Source organism: Neobacillus niacini (genome assembly GCF_036961885.1).
GTDB lineage: Bacteria > Bacillota > Bacilli > Bacillales > Cytobacillaceae > Neobacillus > Neobacillus niacini_H.
Map to the genome: position 1 here is coordinate 42,702 of NZ_JBALNQ010000047.1, position 22,829 is coordinate 65,530.

Below are 22,829 nucleotides of genomic sequence, written 5' to 3' on the forward strand. Positions count from 1 at the left end.
ATAATAGCCTATTTTATAAAATGTTTCTTATAACCATACTAATCATTGTTACTGTATCCACGATGATAACATGGACCACAATGAGGATGTCAGAGGAATTTTTTATTGATCGGTTTAGTCTTAACAATAGCAAGGTTATGGAACAAATAAAGGAAAGCTTAGGTACTTTTCAATATTCGATTGTTATCGCTTCTAATGGCCTTATGAACAACGGAACAATCAAGAGTTTTCTCACAGGTGAGCACTCGAACAGAATGTTGGGTTCGTATTATTATAATGTAAAAAAACAAATGACCACTTTAAAAACAAGTGTAGAAGCTTATGATGTTGGTATTCTAGTTTATGGTATTAATGGTATTAGTTATGCAACAGATAGACCTTCATGGGTCAAATCAGATGAAGAGTTACAAAATCACTTCATCACTAGCTCTACACTCAAACAACCTAAAAAACTACTATTTCATCTTGAACAACAAAGAGATCAAACACAAGAAGATTGGGTTATTGTTGCTTCTAAGGCATTTATGGAACCAACTTCAAAAGTTATTTATGGATCAATGTACTTTACTATACAAGAACAGGATTTTAGAAAGTTTTATAGCAGTTATACAAGTTTGGGAAATAATGTGTTAGTGATGGATCCGTCTGGGACCATTTTATCCAGTAATCTTAATGAGTTCATTGGTAATAAAGAAACAGAGCTCCTGAAATTTGCCAACCAACTAGAGGAGCAGCAAAAGGATTATATAAATGCAGACTTTAAGGGTAAAGACCATCTAATCATGATTGAATATCTACCTACCTTTGATTTGTATTTGGTAAATTTAATTGATAAAAAAGCTGCATTTGCAGATATCATCGATAAAAAATCGATTGTACTAATCGGAATCCTTTTCATCTTTCTAGCCATCATCATCGTGTATTTTTCTTCAAGAAGGTTAACCAATTCGTTGTCAAATCTCGTAAAACAAATTGGAAATACCCCGGAAAATGACTTTGATCATTATATACCTGTAACGGGAACGTACGAAACTATGCAAATTGGTCAAGCCTTCAACTCTATGCTTGATGAGCTTCATGAGTATGTTGATAAAATTGTACTTATCCAAAAGCAGAAACGTAATGCGGAATTAGCGGCACTACAGCAGCAAATAAATCCACATTTCTTATATAATACGTTAGCTTCTATCAAATTCATGGTGCAGCATGGTGGAAAAGAAGAAGCAACCGACACCGTCAATGCGTTGATATCGTTATTACAAAATACGATAGGCAATATTAGTGAAACCATAACCGTGAGGCAAGAAATAGACAATTTAAAAAGCTATGTCTTAATTAATCAGAAACGCTACGGTGAACGAATTAGAGTGAACTATTTTATTGAACCAGAGTGTTTTGAAATCAAAATTCCAAAACTAATTTTACAACCCTTTATTGAAAATTCCTTCTTTCATGGCTTCAATAAAAAGAGTGGAGGGACCATTAATGTCCTTGTTTGGAAAGAAGGAGACTCACTTATTTGTGAGGTATTGGATAATGGTGACGGAATGGAAATATCAGCGGATAACAAACTTCCGGATACAAAGCGCAAACAGGAGATGTTTAGTGGGATTGGTGTTCAAAACGTTGATGAGCGTATTCAACTGATTTATGGTGAAGCTTATGGTGTTACAATCTCAAGTAAGATAGGTGAAGGGACAAAAGTTCACATTTCACTTCCAGTAGAAAACTAAAAATAGTCATATAACATAAAAATAGTACAAGCAAATAATTGGAAGCGTATTCAATAAACAAAAATATCACAAGTTTACAAAAATATCGTCCTAACTCGTACTCTCTAAGTGATGGTACCATAGTAATTGTAAGTGAGATAGCGCTTACAGAGAAACAAGGAATCTTAGGGGGGTTTATAGATGAAAAAAATATTTGCATTATTGGTAGTAAGTATGCTTTTGTTGGCTGCTTGTTCTTCTGGGTCTTCAAATGGTAAAGAATCAAAGGGAAACTCAGCGGATGCAAATGAAATTACTGTTTGGGCATGGGATCCAAGCTTTAACATCAAAGCATTAGAATTAGCGAAAGAAGCTTATGCAGCTGAGAATCCAGACCTTAAAGTTAAAGTTATTGAAAATGCTCAGGACGACATTGTTCAAAAACTTAATACTAGCTTAAGCTCTGGTACTACTAAGGGATTACCAAATATCGTGTTAATTGAAGATTATCGTGCAAAGAGTTTCCTGCAAGCATATCCAGATATGTTCCATCCACTAACTGGATCTTATAAAACTGAAGATTTTGTTCAATACAAAGTAGAAGCAACAAGTGTTGATGGTGAAAACTATGGACTTCCTTTTGATACTGGAGTAACTGGATTATATGTTAGAACAGATTATTTAGCAGAAGCAGGCTATACCGTTGAAGATCTACAAAACATCGACTGGAAAAAATACATTGAAATTGGAAAGAAAGTAAAAGAAGCAACAGGTAAAAGATTGCTGACTTACGACCCAAATGATTTAGGAATTCTTCGTACAATGATTCAGTCAGCAGGTAAGTGGTATGTGAAGGAAGATGGTACTACACCTGATTTAGCGAATAATGAAGCGCTCAAACTATCATTCGAAATTTATAAGGAACTTGTTGATAATGATTTAATGAATTTCCATTCCGACTGGAATGAGTTTTTAGCTACATTTAATAGTGGAAAAGTTGCTACAGTCACTACTGGTAACTGGATTACCCCTTCAATAAAAGCTGAAACGTCACAATCAGGAAAATGGGCAGTAGTGCCACATCCTAGTCTGCCGGGGATGGAATCAGTAAATGCTTCTAACTTAGGTGGTGCATCATGGTACGTCCTAAATGCTCCGGGTAAAGAAAATGCAGTAGATTTCCTTACAAAAACTTTTGGTTCGAATGTAGATTTGTATCAAAAATTAGTTACAGATGTTGGTGCTATCGGTACTTATATTCCAGCTACTAAGGGAGAAGCATATAAGACTGGTGATGAATTCTTTGGCGGACAGTCCATTGTATCTGATTTTTCAAAGTGGGCTGAAGAAATTCCACAAGTAAACTATGGTATGCACACATATGCGATAGAGGATATTTTAGTTGTTGCTATGCAGAATTACCTTAATGGTCAAGATCTGGATAAGGTATTAAAAGAAGCACAACAACAAGCGGAAACGCAAATTAAATAATTTGCCTTGAATTTAACCTCATAATATTTTATTAGAAATTAAGAAAATATAAGAGATTAAGCCTCGGAACTCGCCAGCTTCTCCATTAGGAACAAAGAAGCCATTACATGTGTTGGGCGAGCTCTTCCGAGGCTATTCTTATATAGATATAAGTCGGGAGTTGAAAAAATTGATACAAGCAACTACGAAGCAGGACATACAGCCGAAACCAAGAAAATTTCATAACAAACTTCGTTTTAAAAATGGACTAATCGGCTGGTCCTTTATTTTAATTGCAACGGCGATGATCTGTTTATTTTACTTCTATCCAATGGTCCAAGCACTCATTCTCTCTTTTCAATCAGGTGCTGGTTCAAATCTACAATTTGTTGGGTTTGATAATTACATTCGGTTATTTACAGATCCGACATTTATTGCTGCTGTGAAAAATACAGTCACCTATCTCATTATCCAAGTACCAATCATGATCATTCTAGCATTGCTTATATCTGTTTTATTAAATAATAAGAAATTGAAATTTAAAGGATTCTTTCGAACAGCGATATTTTTACCGTGTATTACCTCACTAGTTGCCTATTCTGTAGTTTTCAAATACCTATTTGGTTCAGATGGCATCATTAACCAAATGCTCATAAATGTTTCGCTTATATCAGAGCCGATACAATGGCTAACTGATCCTTTTTGGGCAAAGGTAACCATTATTATTGCTATCACATGGCGGTGGACAGGCTACAATATGATTTTCTATCTATCTGCTCTTCAAAACGTGGATAACTCAATTTATGAAGCAGCTAAAATGGATGGTGCAAATGCATTTCAACAATTCTTTAAAATTACGATTCCAATGCTGAAGCCAATTATTCTTTTTACTTCTATTACATCAACCATCGGTACGCTTCAATTGTTTGATGAGGTTATGAATATAACAAAGGGTGGCCCAGGAAATTCAACGTTAACCATTTCTCAGTATATCTATAATCTATCTTTCAAATATACGCCTGATTTTGGCTACGCAGCGACTGTTTCCTATGCAATTGTGATCATGATCGTCATCTTTTCTATCATTCAGTTCAAAGTAGCAGGTGATAAAAATGCATAATATTAAACGAACTTTCATTTATATCATTCTATCAATCTTTACAATCGTATCTATTTTTCCATTTATCTGGATGATTGTTAGTGCGACAAATAAATCCGTTGATGTTACAAAGGGGAGATTATTACCTGGAACTCATTTGGTAGAAAATTTCCAGAATCTTTTAAATACGGTAGACCTTGTTCCTGCATTAACAAACTCAGCCATTATATCGATTACAACAACCGTTTTATCTCTAATCATTGCCTCCCTTGCTGGCTATGGTTTTGAAATTTATAGAAGTAAAGCAAAGGATGTTATATTTACTATTTTGCTTCTTTCAATGATGATTCCTTTTGCTGCACTAATGATCCCATTATTTCGAATGTTTGGGACCATCTCTCAAATTGCACCTGGGATTGGTATTGATACATTAACATCTGCCATGTTACCAAGCATTACAACGGCATTTCTGATCTTTTTCTTCAGACAAAATACAAAGATGTTTCCAAGAGAGCTGCTTGAAGCTGGGAGAATGGATGGTTTAACAGAGCTTGGTGTTTTCTTCCGTATTTATGTACCTACAATGAAAACAACCTATGCAGCAGCTGCCATTATTACATTCATGTCAAGCTGGAATAATTATTTGTGGCCACTTGTTGTGCTGCAATCTCCTGAAAATCATACGATTCCATTGCTTATATCTAATCTAGGTTCTAGTTCTTCACCTGACTTCGGGATTATTATGACAACCATTGTGATCGCAACATTACCAACAGCACTGATCTTCTTCTTGCTTCAAAGACATTTCGTAGCAGGAATGATGGGATCAGTAAAATAAATAACCATCGATTGATAGAAGAATAGAAAGGACGAGTTAGAATGACAAAATCTCAAATCAAAGTAAATACACCAGCGCAAGCTCCGTCTATAGATTGGCTTACTGATTTAAATGTGTTTGCCGTTAACAGGGTTCCGGCACATTCTGATCATGTGTACTATGCAACCATAGAGGAAGCGAAAGAAGCTTCAGCAATGAAAATGCGTCATGATTTGAATGGAAATTGGAAATTTAATTATTCTATTAACCCAGACTCAAGACCAAAGCGTTTTTATGAGCTTGACTTTGAATGTTCGGCTTGGGGGAATATCAAAGTTCCAGGGCATATTCAGTTACAAGGGTATGGAACTCCACAATATGTGAATACCATCTATCCATGGGATGGGCATAGAGATGTACGTCCTCCAGAAATCCCAAAGGATTTTAACCCAGTGGGAAGCTATGTGAAGTACTTTGAAGTTCCAGAGAATATGGAGCACAAGCCTGTTTATATTTCATTCCAAGGTGTAGAGTCAGCTTTCTTTGTCTGGTTGAATGGTGAATTTATTGGGTACAGTGAAGACAGCTTCACTCCTGCTGAGTTTGAATTAACTTCTTTTCTAACAGGAGGAGAAAATAAACTGGCGGTTGAGGTGTTCCAACGAAGTACGGGCAGTTGGCTTGAAGATCAAGACTTTTGGAGATTTTCCGGTATTTTTAGAGATGTATATCTATATACAGTACCTGAGATTCATGCGCAGGATATCCACATTCATACGGCTCTTGACTCAGCCTATAAGAATGCAGAACTAAAAGTAGATTTAAAATGCCTGCCAAACATTCCTGTAGGTTCCCAAATAGCAGCAGAACTTTATGAGCAAAACGGAAACTTTGTAGCGAAAAAAACCTCCGAACTTACTGGTGAAAATGGTTCAGTATTGATAGAAGTAGAAGCAGCTAAACTTTGGAGTGCGGAAAATCCGTATTTATATAAACTCTATATCCAAATCTATAATGCTTCAGGTGAACTTGTTGAGGTCATTCCACAAAAGGTTGGGTTCCGAAAGTTTGAACTTGTGGATAAAATCATGCGGCTTAATGGTGAAAGAATAATGTTCAAAGGTGTAAATCGTCATGAATTCAACTGCCGAAGAGGTCGTGCTGTTACAAAAGAAGATATGCTTTGGGATATTAGAACATTGAAACAACACAATATCAATGCAGTGAGAACATCTCATTATCCAAATCAAAGTTATTGGTATGAGTTATGTGATGAATATGGAATTTATGTGATTGATGAAATGAATTTGGAAACACATGGTTCCTGGCAAAAAATGGGGGCGGTTGAACCTTCATGGAATATTCCAGGAAACAAGCCAGAATGGCAAGATATTGTTTTAGATCGAGCTGTTTCAATGGTCGAAAGAGATAAAAACCATCCATCCATATTAATCTGGTCATGTGGTAATGAGTCATATGCAGGTGAAGTTATTCTGAATGTTACCCGTTACTTCAAATCTGTTGATCCAAGTCGCCTTGTACATTATGAGGGTGTTTTTCATAATCGTGACTATAACGACAGCAGCGATATGGAGAGCCGTATGTATGCAAAGCCAGTAGATATTGAGGAATATTTAAATGATAACCCAGAAAAACCTTATATCAGCTGTGAGTATATGCACGCCATGGGTAATTCTCTTGGGGGTATGGACAAATATATTGCCCTTGAAAATAAATATCCAATGTACCAAGGTGGATTTATTTGGGATTATATTGATCAATCTCTAATCAAGAAAGACCGATATGGCCAAGAGTTTCTTGCATACGGAGGAGATTTTGGCGATCGTCCTTCAGACTACGGATTCTGTACGAATGGGATCGTATATTCAAATCGAGAGCTATCTCCGAAGATGCAGGAAGTTAAATATTTATACCAGAATATCAAGCTAAATGTTGATAAATCAGGGGTTACCATTCGCAATGAAAGTTTATTTGAAGATACATCCAGCTATGATTTGGAATACATTCTATTCCTAGAGGGGAAAGAATTGTATCGGAATCAGGACCTAGTGGTGATCCCGCCACAAAGTGAAGGTCGAGTTGAATTTAACTGGGGTGCTGAATTACTAAGTGAAGCCGGTGAATATGTCATTCATACATCCTTCAAGCTAAAAGAAGAGGAGCTTTGGGGTGATGCTGGTTATGAGGTTGCCTTTGGCCAATATGTGTTTGAGGATATCCAAAAAATGGCTCAAATTCCTAGTGGAAATTTAAGAGTAGCATACGGTACACAAAACATTGGTGTCCATGGCACTGATTTTACCATCATGTTTTGTAGAAAGGCTAAAAGTCTTATTTCTATGAAATATGGAGGTAGAGAGATGATTGAAGCTCCGATACTTCCACTGTTCTGGAGAGCTACTACCGATAATGATAGAGGATTTTCTCAAGGTTTTACTTCAGGATGCTGGTATGCAGCCAGCCTGGCTCGTCAATCTATGGGGCTAGAAGTAGCGGAACAGAAGGACAAAGTAGAGGTTACTTTTACCTATAAATTTTCAATTCATTCAAAAATTGAAGTCAAAAACACTTTTACCGTATTTGCAGATGGATGTGTGCGCGTTAAATCAGTCTATCATGGTACTGAAGACCTTCCACAAATGCCGATTTTTGCCGTTGCATTCAAGGTTTCCGCGGATTATGACCAATTAAAATGGTATGCTATGGGACCTGAAGAAAATTATTCAGACCGAGCAGCTGGGGCAAGGCTTGGGGTATTTACCAATAAGGTTACTGACAATTTATCAGGATATGTAAAACCGCAAGAATCTGGCAATCGTACAGGCGTACGCTGGGTAAATCTCACAAATCGTGACGGACATGGTATTAAAATTTCTTCTACTTCTCGTCCAGTAGAATGTAACTTTTCACCTTTTACTGCCTTTGAATTAGAGAATGCCGAACATCATTATGAACTGCCTAATGTGCACTATACGGTTGTAACTGTAGCAGGCAAACAAATGGGCGTTGGTGGAGATGATAGCTGGGGAGCACCTGTTTACCCGGAACATCTAGTGAACGCTAATGAAGACATGGAATTTGAATTTATGATTCAACCAATTAAATAATGTAGTGGTAAAGAGCTTGAATTAAATCTCAGGCTCTTTACTCTTATTACAGAAGAAAAGTCGTTCTTGGAAAGGGGATATGTATGCATATCTTTGTTAACGAACAATCTAATCAATTTCATCTAACAAACGGTAAGATTAGTTATATATTCAATATCCTAAAAAACGGAAGCCTTGGTCACTTATACTTTGGAAAAGCAATTAGGCATCGCGACGATTTCTCACATCTCATGAGGAATGATATTCCTACACCTGCTAGTTGTCACTACTTTCAAGATGATCCAGCTTTCTCATTAGAAACCATTCGCCAGGAGTACCCTGTCTATGGGAAGGGTGATTTTCGTGATGCTGCAATTGAACTTGAAACGAGTGAAGGTAGAATCGGGAACCAATTTACATACAAAAAATATGAAATCTCACAAGGAAAACCAAAGCTAGAAGGATTGCCTGCTACTTATGCTGATGGAAATGGGGCAACAACAGTAACCATTACCTTATTTGATGATACAACGGATACCGAACTGCTTTTAACGTATTCCATCTTTCATCATTATTCTGTTATCACGAGAAGTGCAGCTGTCAAAAATTCAGGTTCAGACGACTTATATATAAAAAAGATAATGAGCGCTTCGATAGACTTTCCGGATCAAAATTTTAGTATGGTGCACTTATCAGGAACTTGGTCTCGAGAAAGACATATTAAAGAACGTGAATTAGTCCAAGGAACCCACTCCATTTCCAGTATACGCGGAGCAAGTTCGCATCATCACAATCCGTTTCTCGCACTAAAAAGAAACGATACAACAGAGCATGTTAATGAGGTATACGGGTTTAATTTTATCTATAGCAGCAATTTCTTGGCCCAGGTTGAAGTTGACCATTACCAAGTTACAAGAGTGATGATGGGTATTCACCCACATCAGTTTAAATGGAAGCTTGGACATGATGAAAGTTTCCAGGCTCCAGAAGTCGTGATGGTATATTCTGATGATGGGTTAAATGGAATGAGTCAAATCTTTCATGATTTATATCGTCATCAGTTAATCCGCGATCCATGGAAAACGGATGAGAGACCAATATTGATCAACAATTGGGAAGCAACCTATTTTGATTTTAACGAAGAAAAACTTGTAAACATTGCAGAAAGTGCGAAGGAACTTGGGATTGAGTTATTTGTGTTAGATGATGGCTGGTTTGGGAAAAGAAATGATGATACTTCTTCGCTTGGAGATTGGTTTGAAAATGAAGAAAAATTACCGAATGGTTTAACTTCATTGGCACAAAAATTTAATAACATAGGGATGAAGTTTGGCCTATGGTTTGAACCTGAAATGATAAGTCCGAACAGCCAATTATATAATAATCATCCTTTATGGGTTGTCGGAAGAAAGGGAGAGCATTTGACATTCGGACGTAATCAGCTTGTGTTAGACTTTTCGAGACAAGACGTGGTGGAATACATTTATGAGAAAATGGCAGGCATCATTCGAAAAACAGGCCTGTCCTATATTAAGTGGGATATGAATCGAAATATTACCGATGCTTTTTCATCCGCCCTGCGACTAGATCAGCAAGGAGAGTTTTTCCACCGGTATATCTTGGGTGTGTATTCATTATATGAAAAATTAACAAATGAATTTCCTGAAGTATTATTTGAATCCTGTGCAGGTGGCGGCGGCAGGTTCGACCCAGCCATGTTTTATTATGCTCCACAAGCGTGGCCAAGTGATGATACGGATGCAGTGGAACGGCTAAAAATCCAGTATGGTACTTCACTCGTCTATCCGATATATAGTATGGGTTCACATGTTTCTGCATCGCCAAACCATCAAACCATGCGTTCGACTTCACTTGATACAAGAGCAAATACTGCATACTTTGGTACATTCGGATATGAACTTAATCCACTTGAGTTGAGTGAGGAAGAAAGAAAGATCATTAAGGAGCAAGTTCAGTTTTATAAAAAGCATCGAAGGCTCGTACGGGATGGGGATTTTTATCGACTTGTAAGTCCTTTTGAAAACAATGAAACAGCGTGGATGATTGTTTCTAAGGACAAAACCGAATCATTAGTTGGCTGGTATAAAGTACTGGCAACACCTAATCCCAAAAAACAACAAGTACTTGGACTAAAAGGATTGGATACCACTATCTTATATGAAATAGAAAACACAGGGGAAGCTTTTTATGGTGACGAACTGATGTATCACGGAGTAACATTGCCCACTGAATTTAATGGTGCCAATCACCTTAAAGCAAGTCTTGGGGGTGATTATCAATCAATTGTTTATTATTTAAAGGAAAGAAGAACGAGCAATGACGCAAGAACATGCATTTAAAGCTGCTGAACTTTGTTTGATACCACAAAAAGAAGCTTTAATTGTAGAATGATAGAAATCAAAAAAAGTGGCAGGCACCTAATTGAAGGTGCCTGCTACTTTTTTGTTTCTAGTTAAGGTGTTAATATATTTTAAGGGGCAATGGCTTGAGATCGTGTTATTATTGCTCTGGCTCCACAACAGTGTAGTGGAATTTACATTATGGTTAATGGCGGTGACTGAATGTTTAGAGGGATTGTTGATAACAAACAAAGTGGGCTTGTTGGTGATGTGTTGAAAGAACATATTCGCGAAGGCGGGAAGTTATCAATTGCCGCAGCTCATTTCACATTATATGCATTTAAGGAGTTAAAGAATGAGTTAGAGAAGCTTGATGAAATTCGGTTCATTTTTACTGAGCCAGCATTTGTTGGGGATAGTCATATGCCCGTCGAGCGAATTGAAAGTAATGAAGCAAAACTATATGGGGTTGACGAAGAAATTCAATATAAAAATGAGTTGAGTCAACAATATATTGCTAAAAAGCTCTCGAATTGGTTAAGTAAAAAAGTGCAGATCAAGTCAGTAGTGAACCAGCGAGTAGACGCAGGGTTTTACCATCTTGAAAACAAAGATGGTTCTCAATTAAGTCTTGTTGGTGGAGCACCGTTTTCCAGTGCAGGCTTAGGATATACCAATTCTTACAATATGTATTTGAATACAATTATTCAAGATGAAGAGACAAATAAAAAGATTAAACAAGTATTTAATCAAATGTGGGAAAATAAGCAGCAACTTCAGGATGTTAAAAATACCGTGTTAAATAGAGTTCAAAGCATGTATAAAATGAATAGTCCTGAACTTGCATATTTTGTTACTATTTATAATATTTTTAAAAAATTCCTTGAGGAAAATGAAGGGTTCGACCGTATACAACAAAAAACAGGTTTTCATCAAACAGAGATTTGGAATAAATTATATTCCTTTCAACAAGACGGTGTGGTAGGTGCCATTAATAAGATTGAAACCTTTGGTGGGTGCATAATTGCGGATAGTGTTGGCTTAGGTAAAACATTTGAAGCATTGGCCGTTATAAAATACTATGAACTGAAAAATCATCGGGTATTGGTTATTGCGCCAAAGAAATTAAGGGAAAACTGGTCTGTTTATCGATTAAATGATAAAAGAAATATTTTAGCGAATGACCGTTTTTCTTATGACTTATTAAATCATACAGATTTATCGCGTGAAGGCGGATATAGTGGTGATATTAATCTTGAACATGTTAATTGGGGCAATTATGATTTAATTGTTATTGATGAATCACATAATTTCCGTAATAACCCTAAAAGAAAAGATCGAATGACACGCTATGAGCGAATGATGCAGGAAGTGATTAAATCAGGTGTAAAAACAAAGGTTTTAATGCTATCGGCTACACCAGTTAATAATAAATTAGACGATTTAAAAAACCAGCTTGCTTTTATTACCGAAGGCAATGATACTGCACTGCAAAAATCAGCCAATATTAACGATATATCTGAAACCATCCGACATGCTCAACGCGTATTTAATAAGTGGAGTGAACTTTCAGAAAATCATCGAACCACTGAGCGCTTATTGGAAATGCTTGATTGGGACTACTTTACACTATTAGATTCATTAACCATTGCACGTTCGCGGCGTCATATTGAAAAATATTATAACATGGAGGATATCGGTAAGTTCCCCAAACGCCTACAACCAATTACGATAAAAGAAAAATTTGATACTCAGGATGAGTTCCCATCGCTCGAAAATATTAATAATGATATTTTGCGTTTAAGATTAGCGATATACTCACCTATGAAATACATATTGCCGAGTATGAAAGAGCAGTATAAAGAAAAATATGATACGAAAATAGAAGGTCGGGGCGCATTAAGGCAAGAAGACCGAGAGCATAGTTTAATTTATTTAATGAAGGCTGGTTTATTAAAACGGTTAGAAAGTTCGGTTAGTTCTTTTACCCTCACTATTCAAAAAATCATGAATAATATTGATATGACGATAAAAAAGGCTAATAGTCTTGATTTTGAAGAAGCATATTCACAAAATATTAGAGACATTGAAGACATGGATAGTAATGAACTAGAGGATATGGCTGTTGGCTCGAAAGTAAAGGTCCTAATAAAAGATATCGATTTAATTCGCTGGAAGCAAGATTTAGAAAATGACCGTATTATTTTGGATAAGTTGTATAATTACGCTCGACAAGTTGATGCGAAGCGGGATTTAAAATTACATGCATTAAAAAATTTGATTCGCCAAAAAATTAATCATCCTATTAACAGTGAAAATAAAAAAGTAATTGTCTTTACAGCTTTCGCAGATACAGCCAAATATTTATACGAACATCTTCATGGTTGGCTTAAACAAGAATATGGGTTATATGCTGCACTTGTGACAGGATCCGACAACCCAAAAACAACACTCAAAATGAAAAAAGTAGATTTTAATAATGTGCTAATAAACTTCTCCCCTCTCTCAAAAGAGAGGAACAAATTAATGCCGGATTCCCTAGAAGAGATTGATCTATTAATTGCGACGGATTGTATTTCAGAAGGGCAAAACTTACAAGATTGCGATTACTTAATTAACTACGATATCCACTGGAATCCAGTTCGTATCATCCAACGCTTCGGGCGAATTGATCGGTTAGGAAGTAAAAATGATTGCGTTCAACTTGTGAACTTCTATCCGCCGATGGAATTAGACGAATACATTAATTTAGTTGGCCGGGTAAAAGACAGGATGATCATTATGGATATATCCTCCACCGGAGAAGAAAATGTTATTGCTGAAAGTAGTGAAATGAAGGACTTAGAATACAGGCGTAATCAATTAAAACGATTGCAAGAAGAAGTCATTGACATCGAGGATATTTCTGGAAATGTGTCATTGACAGATTTCACAATGGATGATTTTCGGATTGATTTAGTCAATTACATGAAAAATAATACGCAAATTGTGAAAAGTATTAAACATCATATTTTTAGTGTGACTAAAAATGAAAACAAAAATGTAATTGATGAAATAAAGCCAGGAGTCATATTTTGTTTAAAGCAAATTAATAACTTCTCATCAAATGCAGAAAAGAATGCTTTACATCCATTCTATCTTGTTTATATTCAACAGGATGGTGAAGTGTTATATGGATACGGTCATGTGAAGAAAATTCTCGATTTATACCGATCATTATGTCTAGGAAAGAAAGAAGTCCAAAAAGAGTTGTATGACTATTTCTACCGAGAAACACGTGATGGTAGAAATATGACAAAGTATCAGAATTTCCTTGAAGCTGCCATTGAAGATATAATCGGTAAAAACGAACAACAAGCGACATTGGATATTTTTTCAGTGGGAAGCTTAACTTCGTTATTAACAAGTTCCAATAGTGATGTAAGAGATTATGAAGTGATAAGCTGCTTAATCATACAAGGTGATGATCATGGTGAATGATGAATTTTATGAGTTAATCGGTCTTCCCGACCGATTAACACCTATAAATCGTAAAATTGACAAAAAAATGTTTTTTGAGCAAATGGAGTATTCATCAAAAGAAAAGCAACAATTTACACAATGGATTGATCGAATTACAATGGCCTACCTATTAGCACCCCAAAATATAAATATTCATCCCTATGTTGATGAAGACAAAAAGTATGAAAATGTAACCTTTATTACGGTATCATTAAAGAAAGAACTAACCATGAAACAAGTAAAACAGGTAGCAGTACTGCTCCATGAATCCTTACCAAATCCAACCGTATTTTGTTTTACTAGCGAGGAAAAAATACTTCTTTGTACGGCATTAAAAAGACTCAATAAAAATAATCTGTCTAAAGTAATCATAGAAGAACTAAAGATTTCTCCATGGTTAGGATTGCAGAATAACGAGGATACAACGGTAAAGTTTTTTAAATGTATTCATATATCCTCTTTATCATTTACAACATTCTATAACTTTTACTCCGATTTTCACTATGCCCTTCGTTTGTTAGAAGTAGCAGAGAATACAGGGGACTTTGTTTCCTATGAAGAAGAAGAGTTAAATAGGGTCACGATGCTTTTGGAACAAATATCCGTACTCGAAATGGAAATTGACCGGTACAGAAAGTTAATGAAAAAGGAGAGCCAATTTAATAAAAAAGTGGAATATAATGTAAAGGTACAAGAATTAAAACAACAATGTAGAACGATTAAAAGAGAATTGAATTTGTAGAGGTGGAAAGATGAACAAATTATCCGGGCAAACCATGGACTTGGTTGGGCATAACATTGAACACTTAAAAAAACTATTTCCTGAAGTTGTAACGAATGGGAAAGTTGATTTTGAAAAACTTAAATTGGTATTAGGTGAAGAAATCGAAAGCAGTAATGAAAAATATGAGTTTACTTGGAATGGTAAGGCTAATGCAATTAAATTAGCACAAACACCTTCATTAGGCACACTAATTCCTGATAAAGAGTCAAGTAAAAACTGGGATACAACGGAAAACCTTTATATTGAAGGAGATAATTTAGAAGTATTAAAGCTTTTACAAAAATCCTACTTTGGTAAAATCAAAATGATCTATATTGATCCTCCTTATAATACTGGAAATGATTTTGTTTACCAGGATGATTTTCGCGATAATATTAAAAATTACAAAGAGATTACGGAACAAAATACAAAGTCCAATACAGAATCAAATGGCAGATATCATACAGATTGGCTGAATATGATGTATCCCCGGTTAAAATTAGCACGGAACTTGTTAGTAGAGGACGGCGCTATTTTTGTAAGTATCGATGAAAATGAATTTTCGAATCTTAAATCTATGTTAAATGAAATCTTTGGAGAAGATAATTTTTTAACTGCACTTTCGATTAAGCAGAGGCATGAAGATAGAATATTAAAGGGTGACAAAGATTTCCATGAGGTAGTAGAATATTGCTTAATCTATAAAAAAAGTGATCAATACAAACAGTTTAAACGGAAAAAGGATAATTCTTCAATTGATGAATATATCTATTCCATTACAGAACTTGAACCCCCTATTGAAAAAATTCAGATGGGAAATAAACTAGTAGAAGTGTTTGCACCGCATCAATATCAATTAGAAAAATTAGATCCTTCTGAAGCCCTTTTCAAGCGAATTAGTATACGAGGTTCTCTTAAGGAAGGGAATAGTAGTGGAAGGTTTTATATGAAGCATTTAGATGGTATCAAAGAGAAGTATGGATGGCTTTATAAAGTGCCAGAAATGGGGAACGACCAGAACCCGTTTAGATACTTTATGTTACCTCAATCTGAAAAAGTGGTAAATGGGGCTTACTTCCAAGGTGTCCCAATGGACAAAACAGATTTAATTGAAATTCCATATCCTAATTTTCTTGATTTGGTAGATGTATTTAATAATGTTGGCTATGAGGGTGATGTTTCGTTCCGTAATGGAAAAAAACCGATTAAATTCATAGAACATCTATTTACTTTAGCAGGGTTGGAAGATGATGCAAACAGCCTTGTTTTAGACTTTTTCTCAGGGTCTGCCTCTACCGCTCATGCTTTATTTCACTATAATGCACGGGATAATGGAAAAAGAAACTTCATTTTAGTTCAATTACCGGAAAAGACCGAAGACAATTCAGAAGCCTTAAAAGAAGGATTTACGAACATTTGTGAAATTGGTAAAGAACGCATCCGCCGTTCAGGTGATAAAATTGTTAAAGATTCAGGTAATAATGATTTAGATATAGGTTTTAAGGTGTTTAAATTGGAAACTTCCAATGTGAAACTTTGGAATCCTGATTCTGAAAATCTTGATCAAAATCTTTTTGATTTACAAGATATTATTAAAGAAGGCCGTACAAAAGAGGATCTATTATTTGAAATCCTATTGAAAATTGGCATTCCTTTAACCAGTCAAATTGAAGAAATAATCGTCCAGGATAAGGTTATTTACAGTGTAGGTTATGGAGCGGTTTTATTATGTCTTGAAGATGAAATTGAACTAAATATGATAGAAAAACTGATTACACTGAAACCAGAGGATTTTGAGCCTAAGGTTATTTTTAAAGAATCAGGTTTCTTAACAGATTCAGTAAAAACCAATGCCATTCAAATGTTGAAGAAAAATGGAATTACTGATGTAAGGAGTGTGTAAGGATGAAGTTTCAGTTTCAATCAGATTTAGCATACCAACTCCAAGCAATTCGTTCAGTAGTTGATATTTTTCAGGGACAACCTGTCCGCCAATCGAATTTTACGGTTTCTTACGGTGCAGATGCTGGAATGATTCAGACAGCTCTAGGGATTGGAAATCGGTTAGATTTAACAAAAGAAGAAATGATCAAAAATGTAAATGAGATTGAAATCCGTAATGGACTTCCGCGCAGCGAAACATTGGACGGGTTGAATTTTACCATTGAGATGGAGACAGGAACCGGGAAAACATATGTTTATTTACGGACGATTTATGAATTAAATCGAAAATATGGCTTTTCAAAGTTTGTCATCGTCGTTCCATCTTTGGCAATTCGTGAAGGAGTTTACAAGTCGTTACAAATTACCGAACAGCATTTTAAAGAGCTTTATGATCGTCAACCTTTAGAATATTTTATTTATGATTCTGAGAAGTTAGATAAAGTTCGAAATTTTTCAACAGCAACAACCATACAAGTGATGATTATTAATATTGATGCTTTCCGCAAAAGTTTTGAGAATCCAGAAAAACAAGCCAAAGCCAATGTCATTCATCGTAGTATTGATAAATTGAATGGCTACCGGCCAATTGAGTTTATTCAGCAAACCAACCCAATTGTTATCATCGATGAACCGCAAAGTGTTGACACAACACCAAAATCAAAAGTGGCGATAAACTCGTTATCACCATTATGTACACTTCGTTATTCTGCGACACATGTAGATAAATATAATATGATTTATCGCTTAGATGCGGTGGATGCATATAATGAACGTTTGGTTAAGAAAATTGAAGTGATGTCGGTCCGCTCTGAGCAATCTTTCAACCTTCCATATATAAAATTATTAGAAGTAAAGGAGAGAAAGGCTAAAATTGAGCTCGACAATCAAACACGAGGAACGGTAAAACGTGTCGCTAAAATGGTGAAATATGGTGATGATTTATTTGATGTATCTGGAGAACGAGAGATTTATCGAAACTATTTAATACAACAAATTGATTGGACCGAAGGGAAAGAATCAATTGAAGTAAATGGTCATACTTTAAGAGTCGGTGATTCAATTGGAGAGATTGACGATGATACCATTAAACGTTACCAGATCAATCAAACAATAGAAGAGCATTTAGATAAAGAGTTACTATTAAAGAGCCGTGGTATTAAGGTTTTAAGTTTATTTTTTATTGATAAAGTAGCTAACTACCGCTCCTATGATAAGGATGGTAACCGCATAAAAGGTAAGTATGCGATCATGTTTGAAGAGGAATATAATAAGCTGATTCGAAAATCAAAATATAGAAATTTGTTTGAAGATATTGATGGTGATATCGATGTAAGTAAAATTCATAATGGGTATTTTGCTCAGGATAAAAAGGGGAACTTAAAGGATACGAAAGGTAATACCCAGGCTGATACTGATGTTTATAGCTTAATAATGAAGCATAAAGAGAGGTTATTAAGCTTTGATGAACCACTAAGGTTTATTTTTTCACATTCTGCGTTACGTGAAGGTTGGGATAACCCAAATGTATTCCAGATATGTACGCTGAAGGATTCAAGTGGAACGTATATAAGTCGCAGACAAGAAATTGGTCGTGGTTTACGTTTAGCTGTAAACCAGAATGGTGAAAGGGTTCCGGATTATAGTGTCAATACCCTGACAGTTATGGCTAATGAATCATATGAGGAGTTTGTCGATAACTTACAAACAGAAATTGAAGAACAAACGGGTGTAACATTTGGTAAAATTGAAAAACATATTTTTGCTAAGCTAATCTATTTAGACGAAGAAACAGAAGAACCTATCCAATTAGGTTACGATCTGTCTAAGCAATTGTATGATGATTTTAAGTCAAAAGGCTATATTGATGCAAAGGATAAAGCGACCTCTATCTTAAAAGAGGCAATTGAAAAGAATGAAGTGGATATCCCAGATGAACTCACTCCATGGAAAAAAACAATTATAAAAGAATTAAAAAGAATTACCGAACGACTACCCATTCAAGATGGCAGTAAAAAGAAAAAAGTCAAATTAAATAAGGCTGTCATTAATAGCCAAGAATTTATTGATCTTTGGGAAAAGATAAAATACAAATCAGTTTATTCACTTGATTTTGATAGTAGTGAACTAATTAAAAAATCGATTAACAGTATCCAAAAAATGAAGCGAATTGATAAAGTTCGGATCATTAGTCGAAAAGATGCCATCGCTACGATTGACCGAATAACAGGAGTTCAAGGTGTTACATTGAGTGAGGGAATGGAAGACTTTGTAACGATTCAACATACATTGCCTGATTTAATTACTGAATTGCAAAATCGAACGAATTTAACAAGGAGAACGATCGTTCAAATTTTGACAGGTAGTAATCGATTGGATGATTTTAAAAACAACCCACAAAAGTTTATCGAAGAGATTACAAAAATTATCCAGAGAGAAATGAAATTTATTCTTCAAGATGGAATTAAGTATGACAAAATGGATAACGATTACTATCCTATAGAACTTTTCCAAAAAGAGGATTTGCTTGCGTATATAAATAATAATGCGGTTGAAAGCAGCAAATCACCGTACGATCATGTCATTTATGATTCGGAAATTGAAGAAAGCTTTGCGAAACGGTTTGAACATGATGAAAATGTAAAGGTATTTGTTAAATTACCAAGCTGGTTCAAAATTGATACTCCTGTAGGTTCATATAATCCTGATTGGGCAGGTGTTTATACAAGAAATGGTGTGGACAAGCTATATTTTGTATTAGAAACAAAAGGAACAGATATAGAAGAGTATTTACGACCTGAAGAACAAGCAAAAATATCTTTTGCAAGGAAACATTTTGACGCAATCAATTCGGATTTACTCTTTGCAGGTCCAGAAAATGATGTTAACGACTTTTTATTGAGAGTTTCGGCAAGATGAGGTAAATATAGAAGTGCAGACACCATGCTCGTTTAAGTTACAACTAATTATTATAAGTTATAATTAGTTGTAATTAGTTTGTAAGGGAGAGTAAGAATGAAAAATCTTTTATATTTTACCATGATGTTATTTTTACTTATAGCGGCTGGTTGCTCAGCCGATGAATCTGCAAAAAAGCCAGAAGAGCAGAACCAAGAAGTAACTGGTGAGAAGGTGGAGTTGACCATTTCAGCAGCTGCTAGCTTACAAGATGCCTTAAATGAGATTAAGGCAAACTTTGAGAAGGAACATCCTAATGTAAAAGTAAACTATAACTTTGGAGCTTCAGGAGCACTCGGGCAACAAATTATTCAGGGAGCACCTGTTGATCTCTTCTTTTCTGCTGCAAAGGATAAATTTGATAAGTTGGTGCAAGACGGCCTAATTGAAGCATCAAAAGGAATAGATTTAGTTGGAAATGAACTAGTTTTAATAGTACCAAGTGATTCTAAAAAGAAAATCAATGCATTTGAGGACCTTACAAAAACAGATAGGATTTCCATTGGTACTCCAGAAGCCGTACCGGCGGGACAATATGCGAAGGAAACATTAGAAAAATTAAATGTATGGCAAGACATTGAAGGAAAAGTGATATATGCCAAGGATGTGCGGCAAGTACTTACATACGTAGAAACCCACAATGTCGGCGCAGGAATTGTTTACAAAACAGATGCATTGATTTCTGAAAAGATTAAGATTGCAGCAACAGCAGATGAAAATTCACACGACCCAATCATATATCCTTTGGGTGTAATTAAGAAAAGTACCCATCCTAAAGAAGCTCAATTATTCTATGACTATTTACAAAATGATCGTTCGAGGAAGACTTTTGAAAAGCTTGGCTTTAAGGTGCTTAAATAATGGCAACTGATTTTTGGTCACCCGTCAGGCTTTCCGTTGAAATTGCCTCTGTCTCAGGTATATTAGTTGTAGTTTTTGGATTATTTTTAGGAAAGGTAATGGCTAATAAGAAATTTAAAGGCATAGCCTTAGTTGAAACGATTTTCCTTTTACCGTTAGTATTACCTCCATCTGTTGTAGGTTTTTTATTAATTGTTATTTTTGGAAGAAATAGTCCCATAGGACAAATGATCGAAGAATTGTTTAGGCAGCCTGTTATGTTTACGTGGTGGGCTGCCGTTATTGCATCTTCCGTTGTAGCTTTCCCTCTTATGTATCAATCTGCAAAGACAGGAATTGAAGCGATTGATGAAGATATTGAGAATGCAGCACGTGTTGACGGGGCAAATGAATATAAGTTATTTATGTATGTTACCATTCCTCTTGCATATAAAGCCATCATTTCGGGCGCAATATTGAGTTTTGCAAGAGCATTAGGGGAGTTTGGGGCGACTTTAATGTTTGCTGGAAACATCCCAGGAAAAACCCAAACCATTCCAACGGCTATATATGTGGCCATTGATTCAGGTAATATGGAAATGGCTTGGTTATGGGTGGCGAGTATGATTGGTATTTCATTTATAATGTTAATATGCGTACAACGAATGAAATCTTGAAGGCATTCCTTAAATTTGGAATGTCTTTTTCTCTTTGAAATAAAGTATAGATATAAAACTATATAAAGTATTGGAAGTGAAAAGACAATGTGAGGTGATTATTGTGAAAAAGAGAATAAAATTTATCGGTTTTCTTTTTCGTCAAGAAAAAAATGCAAGTCTTCAAACAAAAATGATAAAAGTATCCAGTGGAGAAAGGATTACCAAATTAACCGTTCATGTTGCAGATACTCAAAAAAAAAGAGAAAAGGGCTTAATGTTTGTTAGAAAGCTACCCGAAAACGAGGGGATGTTATTTGTGTTCTCAGGAAAAACATATGGAGGTTTTTGGATGAAAAACACCCTAATACCTCTGTCAATTGCTTTTCTTGATTCAGATGGAAGAATTCTAAAAATACTAGATATGATGCCTTGTAAAGAGGATGAATGTCCTACGTATGATCCGAAACTTTTTTATCACTATGCTTTAGAAGTCAATTTTGGATGGTTTGAAAAGAATCAAATTAAAGAAGGGGATTATGTTACGTTCGTTTAATCTGTAATACAGGAGGAAATATGAAGAAGTTCCAGCAAACAATCAAATGGTTTTTTATATTGTTATTAATTTTGACCGCCTTTGTGTATTTAAATAACACATCATTATTCACAAATGATAGTAATAGTGAGCCTTTGTTGCTAGCCCATCGCGGTCTAGCCCAGACTTTCCATATGGATGGAATTACTAGTGAAACATGTACAGCGAAGAGAATATACGAACCTGAGCACCCATTTTTAGAAAATACAATACCATCAATGGAAGCAGCCTTTGAGGCTGAGGCGGATATTGTAGAAATTGATGTTCAACCAACCATTGATGGAGAATTTGCTATTTTCCATGATTGGACACTAGAATGTAGAACTGATGGAGAGGGAGTAACTAGGGAACATAAAATGGAAGAACTAAAGCAATTAGATATTGGATATGGTTATACGGCCGATAACGGAGAAACCTATCCTTTCCGTGGCAAAGGGATAGGGCTTATGCCTACTCTTGATGAAGTATTGACACATTTTCCTGAGCAATCCTTTTTAATACATATTAAAAGTAATGATCCAAATGAAGGGAAGCAACTAGGTCAATATCTCTCTAAGCTTTCAGATAGTCGGTTAAGAAATCTATCCGTTTATGGTGGTAACGAACCAGTTGCTTCTCTAAAAGAAACCTTGCCCGAAATACGTGTAATGTCATTAGCTACGATGAAAAGTTGTCTACTTCCATACATTGCAGTTGGTTGGACAGGATATGTTCCTTCAGCGTGTGAAAACACACAATTGCATATTCCAGAAAAATTCACTTCATATATGTGGGGATTTCCAAACAGATTTCAAAACAGAATGGAATCTGTCAATACAAGGGTAATCCTTGTTGCGGGTGATGGTGATTGGTCAGAAGGTTTTGATACAAGTCAAGATCTGGAACGCCTTCCCAAAAATTATAATGGAGGTATATGGACTAATAGAATTGATGTAATAGCTCCTATTTTAAAAGAGTAAAAATGCAGGTACCTGCCTCCGCTGGAACAAAGTGCAACTGTAGCGGGGGCT

The 22,829-nt window shown here is 35.5% G+C and carries 14 protein-coding genes; all 14 read left to right on the forward strand.

Features of this window, described 5'->3' with window-relative positions; all coding sequences use genetic code 11:
* Window positions 1–20: 20 nt before the first annotated feature.
* The 14 genes from V7124_RS18725 to V7124_RS18790 all read left to right on the forward strand — a co-directional run bounded on the left by V7124_RS18725 (window position 21) and on the right by V7124_RS18790 (window position 22,778).
* Entirely contained in the window at window positions 21–1,733 is a 1,713-nt protein-coding gene (locus V7124_RS18725) for a cache domain-containing sensor histidine kinase (protein WP_335492126.1), read from the forward strand.
* 180 nt (window positions 1,734–1,913) lie between these two features.
* Window positions 1,914–3,203, forward strand: a complete 1,290-nt coding sequence (locus V7124_RS18730; protein WP_335492128.1) for an ABC transporter substrate-binding protein — start codon at window positions 1,914–1,916, stop codon at window positions 3,201–3,203.
* A 196-nt stretch (window positions 3,204–3,399) separates the two neighbouring features.
* Entirely contained in the window at window positions 3,400–4,302 is a 903-nt protein-coding gene (locus tag V7124_RS18735; RefSeq protein ID WP_335492222.1) for a carbohydrate ABC transporter permease, read from the forward strand.
* Window positions 4,295–5,119 (forward strand): carbohydrate ABC transporter permease, encoded by an 825-nt coding sequence (locus tag V7124_RS18740; RefSeq protein ID WP_335492130.1) that lies wholly within the window; start codon window positions 4,295–4,297, stop codon window positions 5,117–5,119. The genes V7124_RS18735 and V7124_RS18740 overlap by 8 nt, the downstream gene beginning before the upstream one ends.
* A 41-nt stretch (window positions 5,120–5,160) precedes the next feature.
* Window positions 5,161–8,226, forward strand: a complete 3,066-nt coding sequence (locus V7124_RS18745; RefSeq protein ID WP_335492132.1) for a glycoside hydrolase family 2 TIM barrel-domain containing protein — start codon at window positions 5,161–5,163, stop codon at window positions 8,224–8,226.
* An 83-nt stretch (window positions 8,227–8,309) separates the two neighbouring features.
* Window positions 8,310–10,565 (forward strand): alpha-galactosidase, encoded by a 2,256-nt coding sequence (locus V7124_RS18750; RefSeq protein ID WP_335492134.1) that lies wholly within the window; start codon window positions 8,310–8,312, stop codon window positions 10,563–10,565.
* Window positions 10,566–10,787: 222 nt separating this feature from the next.
* Entirely contained in the window at window positions 10,788–14,045 is a 3,258-nt protein-coding gene (locus V7124_RS18755; RefSeq protein WP_335492136.1) for a helicase-related protein, read from the forward strand.
* Window positions 14,035–14,808 (forward strand): DUF4391 domain-containing protein, encoded by a 774-nt coding sequence (locus V7124_RS18760; protein WP_335492138.1) that lies wholly within the window; start codon window positions 14,035–14,037, stop codon window positions 14,806–14,808. The genes V7124_RS18755 and V7124_RS18760 overlap by 11 nt, the downstream gene beginning before the upstream one ends.
* 10 nt (window positions 14,809–14,818) lie before the next feature.
* Window positions 14,819–16,732: a site-specific DNA-methyltransferase gene (locus V7124_RS18765; protein ID WP_335492141.1), complete on the forward strand. Its 1,914-nt coding sequence runs from the start codon at window positions 14,819–14,821 to the stop codon at window positions 16,730–16,732.
* Window positions 16,733–16,734: 2 nt separating this feature from the next.
* Complete coding sequence (locus tag V7124_RS18770) at window positions 16,735–19,689, forward strand: type III restriction-modification system endonuclease (protein ID WP_335492143.1); 2,955 nt, start codon at window positions 16,735–16,737, stop codon at window positions 19,687–19,689.
* A gap of 96 nt (window positions 19,690–19,785) precedes the next feature.
* The gene (gene modA / locus V7124_RS18775) at window positions 19,786–20,589 is read left to right on the forward strand and encodes a molybdate ABC transporter substrate-binding protein (protein ID WP_335411268.1); all 804 of its coding nucleotides are present in this window, start codon (window positions 19,786–19,788) and stop codon (window positions 20,587–20,589) included.
* Window positions 20,589–21,245 (forward strand): molybdate ABC transporter permease subunit, encoded by a 657-nt coding sequence (gene modB, locus V7124_RS18780; RefSeq protein WP_335492147.1) that lies wholly within the window; start codon window positions 20,589–20,591, stop codon window positions 21,243–21,245. Before modA ends, modB begins: the two co-directional genes overlap by 1 nt.
* A 103-nt stretch (window positions 21,246–21,348) precedes the next feature.
* On the forward strand, window positions 21,349–21,780 hold the full coding sequence (locus V7124_RS18785; RefSeq protein WP_335492150.1) for a DUF192 domain-containing protein: 432 nt from the start codon (window positions 21,349–21,351) through the stop codon (window positions 21,778–21,780).
* Window positions 21,781–21,800: 20 nt separating this feature from the next.
* Window positions 21,801–22,778, forward strand: a complete 978-nt coding sequence (locus V7124_RS18790) for a glycerophosphodiester phosphodiesterase family protein (protein WP_335492152.1) — start codon at window positions 21,801–21,803, stop codon at window positions 22,776–22,778.
* The last annotated feature ends 51 nt before the right edge of the window (window positions 22,779–22,829 follow it).

Excerpts from the sequence above, each read along its gene's own strand:
- V7124_RS18725 (WP_335492126.1), top strand. The coding sequence starts at position 21 with ATGTTTCTTATAACCATACTAATCATTGTTACTGTATCCACGATGATA.
- V7124_RS18730 (WP_335492128.1), top strand. The coding sequence starts at position 1,914 with ATGAAAAAAATATTTGCATTATTGGTAGTAAGTATGCTTTTGTTGGCT.
- V7124_RS18740 (WP_335492130.1), top strand. The coding sequence starts at position 4,295 with ATGCATAATATTAAACGAACTTTCATTTATATCATTCTATCAATCTTT.
- V7124_RS18745 (WP_335492132.1), top strand. The coding sequence starts at position 5,161 with ATGACAAAATCTCAAATCAAAGTAAATACACCAGCGCAAGCTCCGTCT.
- V7124_RS18750 (WP_335492134.1), top strand. The coding sequence starts at position 8,310 with ATGCATATCTTTGTTAACGAACAATCTAATCAATTTCATCTAACAAAC.
- V7124_RS18755 (WP_335492136.1), top strand. The coding sequence starts at position 10,788 with ATGTTTAGAGGGATTGTTGATAACAAACAAAGTGGGCTTGTTGGTGAT.
- V7124_RS18760 (WP_335492138.1), top strand. The coding sequence starts at position 14,035 with ATGGTGAATGATGAATTTTATGAGTTAATCGGTCTTCCCGACCGATTA.
- V7124_RS18765 (WP_335492141.1), top strand. The coding sequence starts at position 14,819 with ATGAACAAATTATCCGGGCAAACCATGGACTTGGTTGGGCATAACATT.
- V7124_RS18770 (WP_335492143.1), top strand. The coding sequence starts at position 16,735 with ATGAAGTTTCAGTTTCAATCAGATTTAGCATACCAACTCCAAGCAATT.
- modA (WP_335411268.1), top strand. The coding sequence starts at position 19,786 with ATGAAAAATCTTTTATATTTTACCATGATGTTATTTTTACTTATAGCG.
- modB (WP_335492147.1), top strand. The coding sequence starts at position 20,589 with ATGGCAACTGATTTTTGGTCACCCGTCAGGCTTTCCGTTGAAATTGCC.
- V7124_RS18790 (WP_335492152.1), top strand. The coding sequence starts at position 21,801 with ATGAAGAAGTTCCAGCAAACAATCAAATGGTTTTTTATATTGTTATTA.